Origin of the sequence: Microbacterium forte, from assembly GCF_031885415.1 — a bacterium.
GTDB lineage: Bacteria > Actinomycetota > Actinomycetes > Actinomycetales > Microbacteriaceae > Microbacterium > Microbacterium forte.
On record NZ_CP116871.1, the window covers coordinates 2649836 to 2667137 of the forward strand.

The 17302-nt window shown below is 68.5% G+C and carries 23 protein-coding genes; 14 read left to right on the plus strand and 9 right to left on the minus strand.

What is annotated here, in order from left to right; translation table 11 throughout:
• Positions 1-5: 5 nt before the first annotated feature.
• Positions 6-653: a biliverdin-producing heme oxygenase gene (locus OB895_RS12785; protein ID WP_042541577.1), complete on the minus strand. Its 648-nt coding sequence runs from the start codon at positions 651-653 to the stop codon at positions 6-8.
• Positions 654-707: 54 nt separating this feature from the next.
• Positions 708-1022, minus strand: coding sequence for a DUF2470 domain-containing protein (locus tag OB895_RS12790; protein ID WP_079114082.1), 315 nt, complete (start codon positions 1020-1022; stop codon positions 708-710).
• Between the two features lie 89 nt (positions 1023-1111).
• Here OB895_RS12790 and OB895_RS12795 point away from each other — a divergent pair, with 89 nt between their 5' ends.
• Entirely contained in the window at positions 1112-2395 is a 1284-nt protein-coding gene (locus OB895_RS12795; protein ID WP_079113772.1) for a serine hydrolase domain-containing protein, read from the plus strand.
• Between the two features lie 50 nt (positions 2396-2445).
• Positions 2446-3462 carry a magnesium/cobalt transporter CorA gene (gene corA / locus OB895_RS12800; RefSeq protein ID WP_042541579.1) on the plus strand — a complete coding sequence of 339 codons (1017 nt, stop codon included), beginning with the start codon at positions 2446-2448 and terminating at the stop codon, positions 3460-3462.
• Between the two features lie 18 nt (positions 3463-3480).
• On the opposite strand, the gene OB895_RS12805 is transcribed toward corA, so the two are convergent.
• The 3 genes from OB895_RS12805 to OB895_RS12815 form a co-directional block, all read right to left on the minus strand.
• Positions 3481-5301, minus strand: coding sequence for an RNA polymerase sigma factor (locus OB895_RS12805; RefSeq protein ID WP_311877899.1), 1821 nt, complete (start codon positions 5299-5301; stop codon positions 3481-3483).
• Between the two features lie 149 nt (positions 5302-5450).
• Positions 5451-5675: a hypothetical protein gene (locus tag OB895_RS12810; RefSeq protein WP_042541580.1), complete on the minus strand. Its 225-nt coding sequence runs from the start codon at positions 5673-5675 to the stop codon at positions 5451-5453.
• Positions 5662-7044 (minus strand): APC family permease, encoded by a 1383-nt coding sequence (locus OB895_RS12815; RefSeq protein WP_079113770.1) that lies wholly within the window; start codon positions 7042-7044, stop codon positions 5662-5664. The genes OB895_RS12810 and OB895_RS12815 overlap by 14 nt, the downstream gene beginning before the upstream one ends.
• 126 nt (positions 7045-7170) lie before the next feature.
• Between OB895_RS12815 and OB895_RS12820 the strand changes: the two genes are divergently transcribed.
• From OB895_RS12820 to OB895_RS12830, 3 genes are all read left to right on the plus strand, one after another.
• Positions 7171-7842: a GOLPH3/VPS74 family protein gene (locus tag OB895_RS12820; RefSeq protein ID WP_079113769.1), complete on the plus strand. Its 672-nt coding sequence runs from the start codon at positions 7171-7173 to the stop codon at positions 7840-7842.
• A gap of 395 nt (positions 7843-8237) precedes the next feature.
• On the plus strand, positions 8238-9140 hold the full coding sequence (locus tag OB895_RS12825) for an MFS transporter (protein WP_079113768.1): 903 nt from the start codon (positions 8238-8240) through the stop codon (positions 9138-9140).
• Between the two features lie 8 nt (positions 9141-9148).
• Positions 9149-9499, plus strand: coding sequence for an MFS transporter (locus OB895_RS12830; RefSeq protein WP_079113767.1), 351 nt, complete (start codon positions 9149-9151; stop codon positions 9497-9499).
• Positions 9500-9506: 7 nt separating this feature from the next.
• On the opposite strand, the gene OB895_RS12835 is transcribed toward OB895_RS12830, so the two are convergent.
• Positions 9507-10256 (minus strand): DeoR/GlpR family DNA-binding transcription regulator, encoded by a 750-nt coding sequence (locus OB895_RS12835; protein ID WP_079113766.1) that lies wholly within the window; start codon positions 10254-10256, stop codon positions 9507-9509.
• A gap of 70 nt (positions 10257-10326) precedes the next feature.
• On the opposite strand from OB895_RS12835, the gene OB895_RS12840 reads away from it, so the two are divergent.
• Entirely contained in the window at positions 10327-10698 is a 372-nt protein-coding gene (locus OB895_RS12840; RefSeq protein ID WP_042541585.1) for a DUF4406 domain-containing protein, read from the plus strand.
• Here OB895_RS12840 and OB895_RS12845 read toward each other — a convergent pair.
• Positions 10695-11651, minus strand: a complete 957-nt coding sequence (locus OB895_RS12845) for an NADP-dependent oxidoreductase (protein WP_079113765.1) — start codon at positions 11649-11651, stop codon at positions 10695-10697. The two genes, OB895_RS12840 and OB895_RS12845, sit on opposite strands and share 4 nt — an antisense overlap.
• 81 nt (positions 11652-11732) lie before the next feature.
• On the opposite strand from OB895_RS12845, the gene OB895_RS12850 reads away from it, so the two are divergent.
• Both OB895_RS12850 and OB895_RS12855 read left to right on the plus strand, forming a co-directional pair.
• On the plus strand, positions 11733-12548 hold the full coding sequence (locus OB895_RS12850; RefSeq protein ID WP_079113764.1) for a suppressor of fused domain protein: 816 nt from the start codon (positions 11733-11735) through the stop codon (positions 12546-12548).
• 36 nt (positions 12549-12584) lie between these two features.
• Positions 12585-12950, plus strand: coding sequence for a cupin domain-containing protein (locus OB895_RS12855; protein ID WP_079113763.1), 366 nt, complete (start codon positions 12585-12587; stop codon positions 12948-12950).
• 15 nt (positions 12951-12965) lie between these two features.
• Here the strand turns inward: OB895_RS12855 and OB895_RS12860 are convergent, their stop codons facing one another.
• Both OB895_RS12860 and OB895_RS12865 read right to left on the minus strand, forming a co-directional pair.
• Complete coding sequence (locus tag OB895_RS12860) at positions 12966-13868, minus strand: SDR family NAD(P)-dependent oxidoreductase (RefSeq protein WP_079113762.1); 903 nt, start codon at positions 13866-13868, stop codon at positions 12966-12968.
• Between the two features lie 10 nt (positions 13869-13878).
• A complete protein-coding gene (locus tag OB895_RS12865) occupies positions 13879-14451 on the minus strand; it encodes an isochorismatase family protein (RefSeq protein ID WP_079114081.1) in 573 nt (190 codons plus the stop codon).
• A gap of 215 nt (positions 14452-14666) precedes the next feature.
• Between OB895_RS12865 and OB895_RS12870 the strand changes: the two genes are divergently transcribed.
• The 6 genes from OB895_RS12870 (at position 14667) to OB895_RS12895 (ending at position 17228) form a co-directional block, all read left to right on the plus strand.
• Positions 14667-15191, plus strand: a complete 525-nt coding sequence (locus OB895_RS12870) for an Asp23/Gls24 family envelope stress response protein (RefSeq protein ID WP_079113761.1) — start codon at positions 14667-14669, stop codon at positions 15189-15191.
• Positions 15188-15376 carry a DUF2273 domain-containing protein gene (locus tag OB895_RS12875; RefSeq protein ID WP_042541587.1) on the plus strand — a complete coding sequence of 63 codons (189 nt, stop codon included), beginning with the start codon at positions 15188-15190 and terminating at the stop codon, positions 15374-15376. Before OB895_RS12870 ends, OB895_RS12875 begins: the two co-directional genes overlap by 4 nt.
• Positions 15376-15768 carry a hypothetical protein gene (locus OB895_RS12880; protein WP_056311292.1) on the plus strand — a complete coding sequence of 131 codons (393 nt, stop codon included), beginning with the start codon at positions 15376-15378 and terminating at the stop codon, positions 15766-15768. The genes OB895_RS12875 and OB895_RS12880 overlap by 1 nt, the downstream gene beginning before the upstream one ends.
• Positions 15765-16349: a DUF6286 domain-containing protein gene (locus tag OB895_RS12885; RefSeq protein ID WP_079113760.1), complete on the plus strand. Its 585-nt coding sequence runs from the start codon at positions 15765-15767 to the stop codon at positions 16347-16349. Before OB895_RS12880 ends, OB895_RS12885 begins: the two co-directional genes overlap by 4 nt.
• Complete coding sequence (locus OB895_RS12890; protein ID WP_079113759.1) at positions 16346-16960, plus strand: hypothetical protein; 615 nt, start codon at positions 16346-16348, stop codon at positions 16958-16960. Before OB895_RS12885 ends, OB895_RS12890 begins: the two co-directional genes overlap by 4 nt.
• A 94-nt stretch (positions 16961-17054) precedes the next feature.
• Positions 17055-17228 carry a CsbD family protein gene (locus OB895_RS12895; protein ID WP_042541591.1) on the plus strand — a complete coding sequence of 58 codons (174 nt, stop codon included), beginning with the start codon at positions 17055-17057 and terminating at the stop codon, positions 17226-17228.
• Positions 17229-17302: the final 74 nt, after the last annotated feature.

Genomic DNA, 17302 nt, shown 5'->3' on the forward strand with positions numbered 1-17302 from the left:
GCGATTCAGGCGGCGACGCGTGCGCGGTCGAGGTCTTCGAACAGCTCGGTGTTGAAGCGGTAGGCGAGAAGCACCTCGTCGATCACGCGCTCGCGCTCGGCGTCGTCCCACGGCGCTGCGTCGAGCTGCTCGCGGTAGACGTCCTTGAAGGCCGCGGGGTCGGCGATGTCGTCGAACAGGTAGAAGCCGATGCCGTTGGTCTCGAAGCCGAAGCGGCGCGCCATCACTCGTCCGATGAAGATGCCACCGGACAGGTCGCCGAGGTAGCGGGTGTAGTGGTGCGCGACGAAGCCTCCGGCCCAGGTCGCGCCGACCTGACGGATGCGCTCGACGTAGCGCTGCGTGGTGGGGAGAGCGACGATCTCGTCGCGCCAGCCGGCGCCGAGCAGGAACTCGAGGTCGGCCTCCAGTGCAGGAAGACGGGTCAGCTTGTCGCTGAGGAAGACGGATGCCACGGGGTCGCGGCGCATGCGCTCTCCCGCGCCTTCGAGGGCCTCGTAGATGAAGTAGTGCTGTGCGACGAGCGCGATGTAGTCCTCACGCGAGCCTTCGCCCTTGAGCAGGTCGGACATGAAGCCCGCCCCCTCGCTGCGCGAGTGCGAACCGGAGGAGCGCTCACGGAGGGCTGCGGAGAAGGAGAGGATCTCGGACATGTGCCCAGTGTAAGGGTTGCCTAACCTGGAGCGATAGCCCGATATCTCAGAGCGTCATGCGTGCGGACGCGGCTCGACCCCGAGCTTCTCGCACGCGAGATCGTAGAGTGCGACGACCTCGCGGCGCACAGCCGGGCGCTCGGTGATCGAGCCCGAGGGCCACGCGATGCGCAGCTCGGAGGCGACCCCCGAGCGGGTGACCTTCCAGACGCCGCCGTCGCCATCGAGGTCCGTCATCACGGCATCCGTGATCTCGTCGTCCTCGACGGCCGAGAAGGCGCGCGTGATGAGCAGATTGTCGTCGGTGTGGTCGCCGTTCATGTGGCGCAGGATGGCGGAGACGACGTCGGCCTCGAAGATGTGGGGCATGCTGATCACCCTAAAGGGGCCCCGGCGATGCCTTCTTTCAGGAACGGCGTTCTAGACTCGGGAGACACGTCTTCCGGGGGTCCCCTTTCATGCAGCTTCTCTCGTCGCGCACGTTCCGCGCAGCAGCGGCCGGCGTCGCCGCGCTCGGACTCTTCCTCACCGGTTGCACCGCCGAGCCGGAGTTCAGTTACGAGCCGCCGTCTCAGGTCGAGGGCGCACTGCCCGACGACACCGTCGCCGCCATGGAGGCGGCCGTCGCCAACGCGCTCGCCGCGTCGGGGGCGTCGGGCGCTGTCGTGGGCGTCTGGGCTCCCTGGAGCGGCAGCTGGGTCACCGGCGTCGGCACGCAGGGCCCCGGCTCCGATGAGGAGATCAGCACCGACATGGCCTTCCGTGTCGCGGACATGACCCGGCTCATGACGTGCGACGTGCTCTACGGCCTCGCAGACGAGGGCGTGGTCGAACTCGACGACCTCGTGCCGGAGTACGTCTCGGGCGTCGCCGACATGAAGGACATCACGCTCCTCGATCTGTGCAACAGCACGAGCGGGGTCGGCTCGTCCGAGGCCACCGCGCAGGCCTCGTGGTTCACCACCCCCGAGCGCGTGTGGGCGCCGCTCGAGCTCGCCTCCTACGGCCTCGGCGCCCCGCGCGCGACGCCGAAGACGACATACACGAACTCGGACGCCGGCTACCTGCTGCTCGGCCTCGCCCTCGAGCGCGCGTCGGGCCTCACGGCATCCGAGCTGATCGCCGAGTACGTGACCGAGCCGCTCGGTCTCGCCGCCACGTCGCTGCCCTCGCCGGCCGCGGCTGCGCCCTCGACCGGTCCGGTCATGAACGGGCACTACCTGACGCCCGTCGAAGGCGGATACGACTGCGCGGCTCCGACCGACATCACCACGCTGTCGTCGAGCACCGGCTACACCGACTCCGGCGTCGTGTCGACGATCGATGACCTCGGCCGCTACGCCCAGGCCGAGGCCGCACAGAAGCTGCGGACGAAGGATGAGCCGAATCGCTTCGGATCCCCGTTGCCGCAGAGCCCCGAGGCGCCCTCGTGGTTCCAGGCCACCGGAGGAGCCCTGCTCGTCGGCTCGATGATCGGACAGTCGGGGTGGACCCCCGGGTACCAGACGTCGGCGTTCTCCGACCCCGAGAGCGGCTTCACGGTCGCGGTGTCGCTCAACGACTCGACGACCGGCGGGCTGACCGCGATGTTCCTGGCATGGGAGCTGGCCGCGATCGCATCGAAGGCTCCCGCAGCCGCAGGCGAGACGGCCCCCGAGTTCGGGCTGCCGTTCACGGCCGAGCAGTACCACCAGGAGATCACCGATTCCGCGATCGCCTGCGTCGCACCGCCCGCCGGCTGATCTCGGAGGCGCACGACCGCTCCGCGGCCCCGATCGAGGGAGGAACGCCGATGGCGATCATCGACAACGCGATCTATGTCGACGGCATCCGCACCCAGAATCCGCGGAGCCTCAGCGAGACCTTCGAGGTGCTGCGCGAACGCGGGGGCATGAGCTGGATCGGCCTGTATCGGCCGAGCGAGGCCGAGATCCGCGAGGTGGCCGACGAGTTCGGCATCCACGCGCTCGTCGTCGAAGATGCCCTCTCGGGTCACCAGCGCTCGAAGCTCGAGCGCTACGGCGAGGTGCTGTTCATGGTGCTCCGCTCCGCCCGGTATCTGGATGAGGCGGAGGAGGTCGAGTTCGGGGAGATCCACGTGCTCGTGGGGCCGGACTTCGTGGTCACCATCCGCCACGCGGAGTCGCCTGACCTCGGGCGCGTTCGGCGCCGCCTCGAAGACGACCCGGGGCTGCTGAAGCTCGGCCCTGAGGCCGTGCTCTATGCGATCCTCGACGAGGTCGTCGACGAGTACGCACCGGTGCTGGCCGGCCTCGAGAACGACATCGACGAGATCGAGAGCCAGCTCTTCGAAGACGGGGTGGACGCCACGCAGCGCATCTACGAGCTCGGTCGCGAGGTGATCGACTTCCAGCGTGCGGTGCAGCCTCTGGCGGGGATGCTCGACTCGCTGCTGCGGGGGTCGGCGAAGTACCAGGTCGACGAGGAGCTGCAGCGGTATCTCCGCGACGTGCTCGACCACACCCTGCGCGTGTCGGAGCGCGCGAACACTTTCCGCACGGTGCTCGACAGCGCCCTGACCGTCGAGTCGACGATCGTGGCGCGGCGGCAGAACGAGGAGATGCGGCGGATGACCGAGCTGAGCATCCGTCAGAACGACGAGGTGAAGAAGATCTCGGGCTGGGCGGCGATCCTCTTCGCGCCGACTCTCGTCGGCACGGTCTACGGCATGAACTTCGACCACATGCCCGAGCTGCACTGGACGCTCGGCTACCCGATGGCGATCGCGCTCATGGTGGGGATGGGCGTCGGTCTGTACTGGGCGTTCAAGCGCAAGGGCTGGCTGTAGCCACTCGGCCGGAGGTCGTCATCTTCCACCGGGGGTGACGACGACGGCGTACTCGGCGCCGGGGCCGATCAGGCCCGACTCCACGTCGACGTACCGCAGGGTCAGCAGGTGGAACCCGAGGTGGATGTCGGGGATGTAGTCGTCGGAGGTCACCTCGTCGATGGCGATGAGGTGCGGGTTCACGACGCCGTCGACAGCCACCTGCACCCATCCGCCCGGGATTCCCTCGAGGGAGACGAGCGCATCATCGCGCTCGCCGTCTGCGTCGGCATCCGCGCCGTCGAGGTGGATGCGCGACGGCCCGCCGGAGATGACGGGCACAGGGAACGCGAGGGGCCCCATCGGCTCGCTGAGGTCGATGTCACCGGTGGGGGACGTGTGTCGCGCGGTGAGGGTCATGCCCTGACGGAGGTCGTCGCCCGCGACCGAGATCCCGAACATGCCCTCGTCGTCGACCGGCACCTCGGCGAGGACTGCACCCAGCTCGTCGAGCATCGCGACCGTGCTGCCGGGGATGCCGGTGCCGTGCGCCGAGACCGCAAGAGGGTTGCTCGTGTCCCAGCCGGCCGGCTCGAGACTGAACGCGTAGGGGATCTCGACCGGTGGCTTCTCGGGCGGAGGGGTCTCGACCGGTGGTTTCTGGGCCGGCGGAGTCGCTGCCGGAGAGTCCACCGCGGGGGGAGCCGGAGTGGGAGGACTCTTCGTCTCCGGAACGGCTCGGTCAGTGGAGGTCAGCGGCGTGGTCTCGAGGACCGGTTCAGGCGGGGGCTCCACCGGCGCCGGAACCAGCGGGGGCACAGGAGGAGGCGTCGGAGAGGTGCCGACCGGCGTCGCGGATGGCGTGCCGGGAATCGGGTCGACGGGGTGGGCGACCGGTCCGGATGCTTCGCTGCGGCCGGTGCCGGGCGCAGGTTGCGTCCACGGAGCGGCGATCGCCACCGCGACGGTCGCCGCGAGCGCGACTGCACTGCCCGCGGCGACCCCGAGGGTGAGAACGCGCCGGGATCGCAGGACTGCGGATGGTCCGACGACAGCGGCGCTCGCCGCGGCGCCGGGTTCGAGCGCCGCGAACGCAGCGGCCCCGGCGCTGCCGAGCGCGAGGGGCAGAAGCACCGCCCGCAGCTTCGACGAGGCCGTGTCGATGTCCCGAGCGATGAGCGTGCACCCCGCGCAGCCCTCGAGATGAGTCTCGAGCCGCGGACGCTCGTGTCGACTGACCGGGCGGCGGGTGCGGCGCACGAGCCGTCCGCAGGCCCAGCGACACTCTTCAGGGCGGGAGGGGTCGGCGATGAGTGCGTCGAGCCATGCGTGACGGAAGCCGTCTCGTGCACGCACGGCGAGGGCGGAGACGGCGTTCGGGGTGAGTCCCATCAGCGGCGCGATCTCTCGCGGCTTCATGCCCTCGACCTCGAGATACCAGAGCAGAGTGCGGTGGTTCTCCGGCAGGTTCTTGAAGGCGGCGGCGAGCATCGCTCTGTCCGACAGCTGCTCGATCGCGTCGGGTGCCTCGTCGGGGATCTCCTCGATGAACTCGATCGGGATGTCCTTCTGCTTGCCGCCCCACGTCGCCGCGGCGTTGCGGATGGCGGCGTACAGATAGGCGCGGAAGCCGTCGGTCGGTCCGCCGCCGTTCTGCATCGCGCTGAAGGTCTTCGTGAAGGCCTCGCTGACCAGGTCGTCCGGGTCGATCGAGCGCGTCACCGCGCGGGCCGCCCGGAGTCCCGCCTCGGCGTGCCTCTGCCACAGCACGGCGAACGCCTGAGCGTCGCCGTTGCGAGTCGCGTCGGCCAGCTCGGCGTCCGACCTCGTGTCAGTGCTCGGATCTGCGGTGAGGCTCACGGCATCCCCCCGATCATGGTGACGACGTCTGTCACCGACCTCGAGGCCGACGACACGACCTCGATGTCAGCATACGCTCAGGGGTTGCTGTTCAGGGATATCTGTGATATATCAGCATATCCGCGAGAGAGGGCTGTCGCCCCGCACTGTTACCGCTCGGGTTCGTCGTCGATCTCGACTCCGGGGCCGGGGCCGGGGCGCACCGCAGCATCGGGGGCGATGTCGATGCGGGTGTTGCCGTCGTGCTCGGAGACCTCGATGCGGGGCGCGGCGTCGGCCTCGGTCGCCTCCGGTGCCGAGGTCAGCTGGTCGTGTCGCTTCTCTTCGCTGGTCATGGCGTCGTCGGCCTCGGGGGTGTGATCAGGCGTGCTCATGGTTCTCCTTCGTGGTGGTGGATGAGGGGTCTGCACTCTGGCTCTGCTTGCGGGTGCGGTTCCGCCCCCAGCGGGCGAGCAGATAGAGCACGCCGCCGACGGCCAGCAGGATCGCACCGAAGAGCCAGACGATGGGGCGCTGCTGGGTGAGCAGCAGGATGCACGACGCGATTCCCAGCACCGGGATGACGGTCCAGATGCGGAAGTGATCGTGCTCGACCCGGTCGCGTCGCAGCACGAGCACCGAGACGTTGACGCTCAGGAAGACGAACAGCAGCAGCAGCACGACGGTCTCGGCGAGCGTAGCCAGGTCGCCGACCAGCGTCAGGCCCATCGCGACGAGGGTCGTGGTGAGGATCGCCACCCAGGGGGTCTTGCGGTTCGGCAGCACGCGGCCGAGCACCGGGGGCAGCAGGTTCTGCTCCGCCATCCCGTAGGTCAGGCGGCTGACCATGATCATGGTCAGCAGGGCGCCGTTGGCGACGGCGATCAGGGCGATCAGGCTGAACAGCCACGAGGGGATGCTGGCGCCCGCCGCCTCCACGACCGAGAGCAGCGGCCCGCTCGACTCCTGCAGCTCGGATGCCGGCAGCGCGATCGAGCTGGCGACGCCGACGAGCACGTAGACCGCGCCGGCGGTGAAGAGGGCACCGAAGAGCGCGCGTGGATAGGTGCGCCGCGGGTCCTTCACCTCTTCGATCATGTTCGCCGATGTCTCGAAGCCGACGAACGAGTAGTACGCGATCACGGCCCCGGCGAGGACGGCCATGGCCACGGGAGTCCCCTCCGGTGTCTGAGTGAGCCGCGAGGCGTCACCGCCGCCACCGGCCACGAACACCCCCACCACGACGATGACGATCACGAGACCGCTCAACTCGACAGCGGTCATCACCAGATTCGCACCGAGCGACTCGCGGATGCCTCGGGCGTTGAGCGCTCCGACGATGGCGAGGAAGACGATCGCGACGGGGATCGTCGGCAGGTCGAAGAAGGTGCCCAGGTAGTCGCCGGCGAAGGCGATCGCCAGACCCGCGGCGCTCGTCACGCCAGCCGCGAGCATGCTGAATCCGACGAGGAAGGACACGACCGGGCTGCGGAAGGCGCGCTCGGCGAACACGGACGCCCCGCCCGCGCGCGGGTACTTGGTGACGAGTTCGGCGTACGACCCCGCGGTCAGCAGGGCGAGCAGGAGCGCGAGCAGCAGCGGAGCCCACAGCATTCCACCGACCTTCTCGGAGAGCACTCCCATCAGGGCGTAGATTCCGGCGCCCAGAACGTCACCCAGGATGAAGGCGAACAGGAGGGGGCCGGTGATGGCGCGACGCAGCCGGGTCGGCTCCTCCTGCGTCTGGGCGGTGTCGGATGTCATCCTGAAAACCTATGGATTCGGCGCCTGCACGGCGACGGGGTTGACAGGACGCGGTATCGAGCTCGGCATCCGAAGTCATCCGTCCGGGGGATGCCGACGCGCGCAGAGCCGTCATAGCGTGGATGCATGCTGATCGTCGAAGAACTCCATCTGCTGCTTCTCCGGCCTGATGGCCGCGTCGAGAGTCCGGTGAGCGTGAACCGCCTCTATGGCGAGGTTGCGGCCGTCATCGTCGACCTCGCCCTGCACGGACGCATCTCGGTCTCGGACGAGAAGAACCCCGTCATCGACATCGTGTCGACCGAGCCGACGGGCAACCCGATCCTCGACACGACGCTGCAGCGCCTCGTGCCGTTGCGCGGCAAGCGGCTGCAGTCGCTCGTGGTGCGGCCCAAGCTCGATCCGCTCGAGGTGGTGGTGGAGTCGCTCATCGCACAGGGCGTCCTGATCCGCGGAGAGCGCGGGTTCTTCGGCTGGGGTGCGGCGCGCACGCCCGAATCCGACTCCGCACCGGAGCAGATGCTGCGCGCCCGACTCGCCGCCGTGCTCGCCGGAAGGGGCTCCCCGACGCAGGCCGACCTGGCGCTGCTCTCCATCCTGCAGAACCTCAACTGCGCGCATGCGATCCTGCGCGACGAATGCGGCGGAATGTCGGCGCGCGACCTCAAGAAGCGGATCGAAGAGCTCACGGCGGGGTCGCCGGCGGGGGATGCCGTCGCCAAGGCCGTCAACGACGCGATCACCGCGGCGATGGTGGCCGTCATGACCCCGACGATCGTGGCCGCGACCATCACCTGACGCGCCGCTCCGGCGTGGCCCGCGCCGGGCACGATTTCGAAGATCGGGGACGACCCGCCGGGGCGGCACCGGTGATGGCGGGTGTCGTCAGCATTTATCCGAATCTGTCCCGGCCGTGATGAGCCGTCAGCTCAGTGATGTGAAGACCCTTCGAGCGTTCGTGTTGGCATATATCGTCCGCGACTGGTGCGTTCTGCTGCCTGATTCCGGGTCTCGGATCGCATTCCGATATAGCACCGCGACTTCTGCGAGCGGTGTCGGTACCTCTGCTGTGGCCGTGCCTACCGTGGTGATTCCACGAGACACGAGGAGGAGGATTATCGGTCGGGCCTTCCACCAGAACATGTTCGACTACCGTCACTCGTACGTGGTCGAGGTACCTGAGGGGTGCCCACATGGGTGAGACGGTCGAGCTCAAGCGGGGCAGCGCCTTGCGTCGGAACAGGGCGTTTCAGCGGCTGGTCGTCGCGAAGGTGTCGAACGAGCTGTCGTCGGCGATAGGAAACGTGGCGTTGCCACTTATCGTCCTCGGGGTGACGGCATCCGCGACTCTCGCTGGTCTGGTTCTCTTCGCGTCGAATGCCGCTCTGATCGCCACCCAGGCGTTCGGTGGCGCGCTAGTGGATCGGCATTCACCGTCACTCGTCCTGCGTCTGTCGTCGTTCACGCAGGCATCCGGGTGGGCGCTCGCGCTGCTCGCGATCTTCTTCCCTGAGCCGGGAATGCTGCCGGTCCTGATTCTGGGGGCGGCGCTCGCGGGAGCCGCGTCGGGACTTGACGGACCTAGCGAACAGGCTCTGGTCAAGGTGATCGTTCCTCGTGGTCAACTCGGCCAGGCGGCTGCCGTTTCGCAGGGGCGGGAGGCCGGTGCCGGACTTGTCGGCGGACCTATAGGAGGCCTGCTGTATTCGCTGGGTGGAGCGTGGGCACTTGGGACTCAAGTCGCTCTCAATGTGGTCGCGGGTATCTTCACACCGCGGCCGTCGCGAGTAGCCGAATACGAATCGTCACCGAGCGGATACATCGCACAACTGCGGGAAGGGTTCGTCTTCGTCTGGAGGCAGCCGGGGCTTCGTGGCGTAGCGATCGTCGCCGGGCTCGCGAACCTTCCGATCATCGTCCTGCCGCTCACGCTGATCGCGTATTACCAGAAGAGTGGAGAAGCGCCTGTTGCGATCGGAATTCTCGCGACAGCGTTCGGGGCCGGTGTCGTCGCTGGCGCACTGATGGCAGGAACCCCTCTTCACGGTTCCGGCTTGGCCGTCTCGGGGGCACCGCGCTCGCTGCGTTCGCGCTAGGGCAGGCAATGGTCGTAGTCACGTATCCGTCGCTGCCTCTCACAGTCGTGGTGTTGTTCCTTTCCGCGCTTCCGCTTCCGGCGTTCAACGCAGCGATCAGCGCGTACACCGTGACCGTCACGCCTGCACCGTTGATGGGGAGGGTCACGGCGGCATCGGGTGTGCCGGGAATGCTGCTCATGCCGGTGGGTGCATTGGGTGGAGGGCTTCTCTTCGATCACTTCGGACCTTTCGTGCCCCTGGTGTTCTCAGCCACGGTTGCCATCGCGACTGTGGTCGTCATGGTCAGTTCAAAAGACCTCAGGCGGATTCCGAGGCTCGGCGAGCTCAGCGAGGACGGCCTCGAGGTGCCCGGCTGACGCGCGCTCAGCGCAGCACGGCCACACGCTCTGCGAGCTCGCTGATCACGGGGTTCGAGTCGACGGGGTCGACGACCACACCGGCGACGGCCTCGAGGTCGAGCACGGGGTGGCGCGACGTCGCCCCGATCTTCTCTTCGCTGCCGAGCACGTAGGCCTGCGCACAGCGGGCGGCGATCGCGCGCTTGGTGACGGCGTCGTCGAGGTTGCCGGTGGTCAGCCCGCGCACCGGGTCGATGCCGGTCGCGCCGAGGAAGAAGATGTCGGCATGGAGGTGCTGCACCGCCTCCATGGCGAGCGGGCCGCTGGCGACCATCGAGAAGCGAGCGAGCTCACCGCCGATGATCACGATGCGGGCATCGGAGTGCTCAGCGACCGCGAGGGCGATCGTCGGGCTGGGCGTGATCACGGTCAGGTCGGAGCCGCGCGGCAGCATGCGCGCCATCGCGAGAGTCGTGGTGCCGGCGTCCAGCACGATCGTCGAGGCCGGGGTGATCAGCTCGACGGCGCGACGGGCGACGCGCTCTTTGCTCTCGGTGGCGAGCAATGCCCGCTGGTCGACGGGGCGGTCGGCCGGCGGAATCGGCAGAGCACCTCCGTAGACCCGCACCATCTCACCGGCGTCGGCGAGCTCGCGGAGGTCGCGGCGGATCGAGTCCTCTGAGACGCCCAGATCGGCGGCGACATCCTTCGCCACCACACGGCCGTCCCTGCGCAGGATCTCTCGCAGGTGGTCCTTGCGCTGTGCGCCCAGCATCCGACTCCTCAAAATCTTGTTCATTCGCGAAATTGCACGTTCTTGCACGGTTAACGTTACAGTCTTCTCCATGACGACTCCACTCCTCATCCTCATCGCCGGTCCCTACCGCTCCGGCACCGGCGGTGACCCCGCCCTGATCGCCCGCAACCTCGAACGACTCGAAGAGGCGGCGGCGCCGATCCATCGCCTCGGTCACGTGCCCATGATCGGGGAGTGGGCAGCCCTGCCGATCCTCCGGGGGATGGACGAGACGGATGCCGCCGAGGGCGACGTCATGTACGAGACCGCGCACCGACTGCTGCAGCATTGCGACGCGGTGCTCCGCCTGCCCGGCGACTCCGCCGGCGCCGACAAGGACGTCGAGATCGCCCTCGAGCGCGGCCTGCCCGTGTACCGATCTCTCGACGAGATCCCCGCCAGGGAGATCGCTGCCGCCTAGACCGCCGTCTGGCCGGTCACGACGACGATCTTGCCGCTGGCATGCCCCTCGATCGATCGGGCGTACGCGTCGCGCACCTTCTCGAGCGGATGCACCGAGTCGATCGGCAGCTCGATCGTGCCGTCGGCCAGCAGTTCCGCGATCATGGCGAGCTCCGCCGCGCCTGCGGCTGCTCCTCCCACTCCACGCACGGGATGCCGCTGGCGGGCCTCGTAGTCGGCGACCGTGTTGATGCGCTCGGGCGGCACGCCGAGCGCGAGGGACAGATCGACCGTGCCGTGGCCGACGGTGTCGAGCACGACGGTCAGCCCGTCGGGGGCGGCGGCGCGGATGGCATCCGCGAGCCCCTCTCCGTATGCGAGGGGCTCGATGCCGAGTCGGTGCAGCAGCTCGTGATTGTGCGAGCTCGCGGTGCCGAGCACGCGAGCGCCTCGCACGGCGCACAGCTGCGCGGTCAGGATGCCGACTCCGCCGGCCGCTCCGCTCACGAGCACCACGTCGGAAGGGCCGATGTCCTGCGACTGGACGCTCGCGACCGCCGTGCGGCCGACCACGTTGAGCGCACCGGCGACGACGAGGGAGAGGTCGCGCGGAACCGGCACGAGAAGACCCGGATCTATCACCAGGTGGTCGGCCTGCGCGTGATACCGCAGCCCTCCGAAGACTCGGTCGCCGACGGCCCACCGCTCGATGTCAGCACCGACCTCGTCGATGACGCCCGAGAAGTCGTACCCGTTGCCGGAGGGGAGTGATCGTTCGTACGGATCGTGCAGGGGCTGCCCGCTGAACAGCTTCCAGTCGACCGGGTTCACTCCCGCAGCGGCGACTCGGACGCGCACCTCGTCGCGCCCCGGCACAGGAACCGGCCTCGAGTCGATCTCGAGCACCTCCGGTCCGCCGAATCGGCGGAACACGACCAGTCTCGATGCGGCGTCCCGCGATTCACCGGTCATGCGCCCAGCCTAGGAGCGCCTTCGTCGTCGAGGGCCGCTGCCGTTTTGCGATCCTCGTCGAGGGCCTGTGAGACTGTGGCCATGACCGATGGCCTGGAGTTCCCTCGACACGTCTTCGATTCGCTTCAGGCCGACCCGATCGCGTGGGAAGACCGCATCGGCGGGTCGATCCGCGTGGTCGAGAAGCGGCCGGCGGGCGGCCCCATCACGGTGATGACATCGGGAGTCTCCCTGATGCCCACCGACTCGGGCGAGCGTGTCGAGCTGGCCGTCGAGGTGAGAGACGGCCAGCAGGGCGCGGCGCGGATCGCGCTCGGGATCGTCTGCGACGACATCGCGGCGAATCGGCGGGTGCCTCCGGTCGGAGCCCCATGGCGCAACAGCGAGTCGTTCCTCACCGGCACTCGCATCTCGGCGATCATGGTCAGCCCGTCGCGCTGGGGAGCATCCTTCGACGAGGTGCGGTCCGATGACGGCGCAGTGGTCGGCCACGTGCGCACACTCCGGATGCTGACCGACGCCGAGGCGTCGTTCGCGTCGGCCCAGGGATGGGAGGCACTGGTCGCTGCTGCCGGCTCCGTCGATGCGCTGCTCGACGTCACGCGTGAGGATGTGGTCGCTGCCCCGGGGCCGAAGGGCAACGCACCGGTCTTCCTCTCGAAGCTGCATGCCGAGCACCCGCCGCGATGGATCACGTTCACCGGGCACGACCTGCAGTCGGTCACCGGGCTCGAGTCAGAGGCGTACATGAACGACTCCGCCAACCACGAAGTGTGGTCGGTCGACTCGTTCGTCGCGCGTTTCCCGTGGGTCGCCGACTTCGTGCGGAAGGCGCGGCCCGGTCAGACCGGGCTGTTCACCGACGCATCCGGCGCCTACGTGCTCGAAGACGACTGAGGCCGATGCGACGACCGCGTGGATAGGCTTTCGACCATGACAGGTGATGTTCGCAACGTGCACGACGCCCTCTCGCTGATCACCGAGCACTGGCAGCCGCACCGCCTCACGAGCATCAACGACTACGACGTCAAGGTGGTCAAGCTGCAGGGCGAGTTCGTGTGGCACACCCATCCCGACACCGACGAGCTGTTCATGGTCGTGAGTGGCCGACTGACCATCCAGCTGCGCGATCGCGACGTGGTCTTGAACCCGAATGACGTGTTCGTCGTGCCGCGAGGAGTCGAGCACTGCCCGAAGGCCGAGGACGAGGTGCACGCGATCCTGTTCGAGCCGAAGGGCACGATCAACACCGGAGATGCCGGGGGAGACATGACCGCGACCCTGCAGGAGCTCGACTGACCGACGCGCCGAGCGTCAGATCCTGAACCGCACGCCCGCCATGTGCTCGGCGACGGCCCACAGCTCAGCCCCCACATCGACCGAGCGCACCTGCGCGCTCGCGGCGACGCGTCTCGGTGCCCCGCGGAACTCCAGCAGCCCGCCGGGCCCCCAGTAGTCTCCGCCCGTGGCGTCGGCGGCGACCGCCGCATGCACGATGGGCGCGGCTCCGGCATCCTTGCCCTGCACGAGCGGGCGGCTGAGTGAGGCGAGGACGCGCGTCACTGTCGACACCGCGGCGAGGCCGTCGCGGTGCGGAGTCAGCGGGTCGACCGCGTAGCCCGGGTGCGCGCACAGCGCTGACCGTGCGGAGCCCCTCCAACGCCGATTCAGCTCGAACGCGAAGGCCATCAGCGCGGCTTTCGACCGGCCGTACTGACGCAGCGACGGACCGGTCCACGGCTGCGCGAGCGTGGCGGGGTCGATCTCCGCGAAGCGATGAGCCAGCGAACCCACCGCCACGACCCTGGCGTCATCGGCGAGCACGTCGCCGAGTTGGGCGATCAGGGCGAAGTGCCCGACGAAGTTCGTGCCCACCATCAGGTCGAGGCCATCAGCGGTGCGGGCGCCGCGATCCGCTGCTTTCACTCCGGCGTTGCAGATCACGGCATCGATGCGCTCGCCCATGGAGGCCGCGGCAGCGGTGATGCTCACGAGCGAGCCGAGATCGATCGGGACGATTCCGAGGTCGGCGCCGGGCGCGTGCGCGCGGATCGAGGATGCCGCGACCTCCGCCCGCTCGGTCGACCGGCATCCGAGCAGCACCCTGGCGCCGTGCCCGGCGAGGATCTCTGCGCACCAGTAGCCGATGCCCGCGTTCGCCCCCGTCACGAGGATCGTGCGGCCGGCGAGATCGGGGAGCGCGAGCGAGGGGGACATGCCCTCCAACCTAGGCGGAGATGCCGACCCGATCGGACGTGCGGATGACGGTCGCGAATCCACGCGCGGCGAGGATGCTCTCGGTGCGTCGCATGATCTCGTCACCCGAGATGGCCGCGAGTCCGTCATTCGCCTCGATCGCCGAGGTCGTCGTGGCATCCGTCACGAACTCGACCGCGAAGCCCAGGTCGGACGCCATCCGAGCAGTCGTCTCGCAGCACTGCTCCGTGCGGATCCCGCACACGACCACGCGCCCGACGCCGAGCTGCCGCAGCTGATCTTCGAGGTCTGTCGACGTGAAGGCGTTGACGGTGGTCTTCGTCACGGCGATCTCGTCGCCCTGCGGATCGAGGTCTGAGATCACTCGGAGGAAGCCGTTGACCGGGTCGAACACTCCGCCGCTGCCCGGTTCTGAGTGAGTGACCCAGACGACCTGGTCGCCGATCTCGCGAGCGTGATCGACCAGCCGCGAGATGTTGTCGATCGCGTCCGGGTTGGCGGTGGCCGCCCACTCGTCCGGCCGCTGACGGAAGGACTCCTGGGCATCGATGACGAGCAGTGCGGTGGCGATGTCTCGGTTCATGCCCTCATCCTCGCGGTCGAGGGCGGCGTGGGCCAGACCGTCAGCGGCCATGCCTCGCGCGAATCCCGCCGACGTCGAGGCGTCGGGTCTGATCTCCTCGCGACGAATTTGTGACGAACGCGCACCCTCGCACGTCCTATCTGTGAGCGACCGACACGCTCCCGGTGAGGCCATCAGGTCTCGTAGCCGGCACCCCGTGAGACGAAGGAAAAGTCATGGCAACTCAGGACCAGAACACCCCCGCCAGCCCCGCTGAGAAGGAACTGGCACAGACTTCCGCCGCGCCGAAGCCGGCAGCGTCCACCTCGCGTGTGGACCGCTCCTCCAGCTTCTCGACGTCTCGGATCCCCGCTGACTCGGATGCCGCGGGCAAGACCACGATCGCCGACGGCGTCGTGGCCAAGGTCGCCGGCATCGCCGCCCGTGAGGTCGCCGGCGTGTACGCGCTCGGTGGCGGTGGAGCACGCGCCTTCGGCGCCATCCGCGACGCCGTCAACGCCACCGACCTCTCGCAGGGCGTCAAGGTCGAGGTCGGCGAGACGCAGGCCGCCGCAGACCTGACCATCGTCGTCGAGTACCCCGCTCCCATCCAGGAGGTCGCGAACAACGTCCGCGCCGCCGTCGCCGGAGCGATCAGCCGCCTCGTCGGTCTCGAGGTCGTCGAGGTCAACGTCGAGGTCAACGACGTCCACGTGCCCGGCGACGACAACCACGAGAACGAGGAGTCGCGCGTCTCATGACCCCCACCACCACGGGCGCCCTCGTCGGTGCCCTCCTCGCCCTCGCTGCGCTGATGTTCGGATTCTGGGGCTTCCTGCTCATGGCTCTGTTCGCCGGCATCGGGGCGCTCATCGGTCGGATCGCCTCCGGCAAGCTCGACGTCCGCGGCCTCGCGGACGCCTTCACCGGGCGGCGTACCTCCTGATGCGCGCCGACCAGCACCTCGCCGCCGGTGGCGGCCCCGAGCGGGCCGCCACCGAGGCCACCGTCCCTGGTCGCGTCGACGTGAAAGAACGCGTCTACCGCACGGTCACCGAACAGGCGTCCGCAACCCTGATCGGTGTCCCTCGCGGTGACGTGAAGGTCGACGTGACCGAACACCCCGGCGGGATCGCGGTGCGCATCGCCACACCGCTTCCCGTCCCGGATCTCGACGACACCGTCGCGATCTCCCAGAGCGTCCCCGTGCTCGATCGGGCCCGCCAGCTGCAGGAGCAGCTCCAGCGGAACCTGACCGATGTCCTCGGACGCGACGTCACCCGCATCAACCTCACCATCACCGGTGCGACCATCCCCGAGAGGAGACGAGTGCGATGAGCACCCCGGTTCTTCGTCGCGTCGTCCGACGCGAGACGCATTCACCGCGCACCGTGGCGATGTTCGTGGCGGTCATCCTCCTCATCCTCGCCCTGGCCTACATCGGGCTCGAGATCGTGCTGAACCTCGCCGCCCAGCCGGCGCTGCTGCTCGGTCCCGCCGCCGCCGGCGGATGGCTGGTGGGTCTGCCCACCGCGCAGCCCGCCGGCCTCGTGATCGCCGGTAGCGTCGTACTCGCCCTCATCGGGATCGTCTTCCTCGTGCTCGCCCTCACTCCGGGCCGCCTGTCGAAGCACACCCTCGAAGCGGGCGACCGGGCGGTCGTCGTCGACAACGGCGTGATCGCGAGCGCTCTCGCTCAACGCCTGTCTGAGGAGACGGGCCTCGCCCGTGACAACATCACCGTCGGTGTGGGCCACCGCGGAGTCGACGTCACCGTGCGCCCCGGCGCCGGCATCCCGCTCGACAAGGGCGCGGTGAAGTCCGCCGCCGAAGCTGAGCTGCAGACGTACCGACTCACCAGGAGCGTCCGTACCCGGGTGCGCATCGAGCGCCCCACCGAGCAGGAGGACGAGCTGTGAACAACACGAACCGCGCGCTGAACCGCGTACTGCTGCTGATCATCGGGCTGCTGTTCCTGGCCCTCGGCGCCGTCGGCATCGCGATCATGAGCTGGCCCACCGCGACGGAAATCTGGACGTCGGCCGGTGAGAACGCCCGCTCCTGGCTTGACCAGGCGATCGCTGCCACCGCCATCGCCGGCGGCAGCCTCTCGTGGATCGGAATCGGCGCCGTCGTGGCGATCCTCGTGGTCGTCGTGCTGCTGATCCTCGCGCTCACCAGCATCGCCGGACGCCGCTCGAAGACGGCCTTCCGCTCCACCGGTGCGCAGAACCCGCTCGGTCGGGTCACCGTCACCGAGTCCTTCGTGTCGGATGCCGTGAAGAACTCGCTCGCGACGAGGGACGAGATCCTCTCGACCCAGGTCACAGCGAACGACATCCGCAACACTCCGGTGCTGCACGTGTCGGTCACGCCGCGGCAGAACACGGACCCGCGAGAGGTCGTCGATCACATCGACCGGCTTCTCACCAACCTCGCCACCCTGACCGGCCGTGACACCGAGACCTACGTCTCGATCCACACCGGGCTCCGTGCGCGTCTCGCCCACGACCAGCGTCGACTGTCTTGACGCAGAGACTTATCGTCGGTCGCGAAGAGCAACGGCGATAAGACGGCGGGAATCCTCCCGCAGTCAACGATCACCCTCACGAAAGGAGCTCCTCATGGGACTCGACGACAAGATCAAGAACGCCGCTCAGGACATCGCCGGCAAGGCGAAGGAAGCGATCGGCAACGCGACCGACAACGACAAGCTCGCCGCCGAAGGCAAGGCGGACCAGGTCAAGGCCGACGCGAAGAAGGCCGGCGAGAACGTCAAGGACGCGTTCAAGAACTGACACACCCAGCGGGCGGGTGGAGGGCGATTCACACCTCCACCCGCCCGTTGCTGTGCGCGGGGAGGAGGGCATGA

Bases quoted from the DNA above. Each gene is read 5' to 3' on its own strand.
- OB895_RS12785 (WP_042541577.1), bottom strand. From the start codon at position 653: ATGTCCGAGATCCTCTCCTTCTCCGCAGCCCTCCGTGAGCGCTCCTCC.
- OB895_RS12790 (WP_079114082.1), bottom strand. From the start codon at position 1,022: ATGCCCCACATCTTCGAGGCCGACGTCGTCTCCGCCATCCTGCGCCAC.
- OB895_RS12795 (WP_079113772.1), top strand. From the start codon at position 1,112: ATGCAGCTTCTCTCGTCGCGCACGTTCCGCGCAGCAGCGGCCGGCGTC.
- corA (WP_042541579.1), top strand. From the start codon at position 2,446: ATGGCGATCATCGACAACGCGATCTATGTCGACGGCATCCGCACCCAG.
- OB895_RS12810 (WP_042541580.1), bottom strand. From the start codon at position 5,675: ATGAGCACGCCTGATCACACCCCCGAGGCCGACGACGCCATGACCAGC.
- OB895_RS12815 (WP_079113770.1), bottom strand. From the start codon at position 7,044: ATGACATCCGACACCGCCCAGACGCAGGAGGAGCCGACCCGGCTGCGT.
- OB895_RS12820 (WP_079113769.1), top strand. From the start codon at position 7,171: ATGCTGATCGTCGAAGAACTCCATCTGCTGCTTCTCCGGCCTGATGGC.
- OB895_RS12825 (WP_079113768.1), top strand. From the start codon at position 8,238: ATGGGTGAGACGGTCGAGCTCAAGCGGGGCAGCGCCTTGCGTCGGAAC.
- OB895_RS12830 (WP_079113767.1), top strand. From the start codon at position 9,149: ATGGTCGTAGTCACGTATCCGTCGCTGCCTCTCACAGTCGTGGTGTTG.
- OB895_RS12835 (WP_079113766.1), bottom strand. From the start codon at position 10,256: ATGCTGGGCGCACAGCGCAAGGACCACCTGCGAGAGATCCTGCGCAGG.
- OB895_RS12840 (WP_042541585.1), top strand. From the start codon at position 10,327: ATGACGACTCCACTCCTCATCCTCATCGCCGGTCCCTACCGCTCCGGC.
- OB895_RS12845 (WP_079113765.1), bottom strand. From the start codon at position 11,651: ATGACCGGTGAATCGCGGGACGCCGCATCGAGACTGGTCGTGTTCCGC.
- OB895_RS12850 (WP_079113764.1), top strand. From the start codon at position 11,733: ATGACCGATGGCCTGGAGTTCCCTCGACACGTCTTCGATTCGCTTCAG.
- OB895_RS12855 (WP_079113763.1), top strand. From the start codon at position 12,585: ATGACAGGTGATGTTCGCAACGTGCACGACGCCCTCTCGCTGATCACC.
- OB895_RS12860 (WP_079113762.1), bottom strand. From the start codon at position 13,868: ATGTCCCCCTCGCTCGCGCTCCCCGATCTCGCCGGCCGCACGATCCTC.
- OB895_RS12865 (WP_079114081.1), bottom strand. From the start codon at position 14,451: ATGAACCGAGACATCGCCACCGCACTGCTCGTCATCGATGCCCAGGAG.
- OB895_RS12870 (WP_079113761.1), top strand. From the start codon at position 14,667: ATGGCAACTCAGGACCAGAACACCCCCGCCAGCCCCGCTGAGAAGGAA.
- OB895_RS12875 (WP_042541587.1), top strand. From the start codon at position 15,188: ATGACCCCCACCACCACGGGCGCCCTCGTCGGTGCCCTCCTCGCCCTC.
- OB895_RS12880 (WP_056311292.1), top strand. From the start codon at position 15,376: ATGCGCGCCGACCAGCACCTCGCCGCCGGTGGCGGCCCCGAGCGGGCC.
- OB895_RS12885 (WP_079113760.1), top strand. From the start codon at position 15,765: ATGAGCACCCCGGTTCTTCGTCGCGTCGTCCGACGCGAGACGCATTCA.
- OB895_RS12895 (WP_042541591.1), top strand. From the start codon at position 17,055: ATGGGACTCGACGACAAGATCAAGAACGCCGCTCAGGACATCGCCGGC.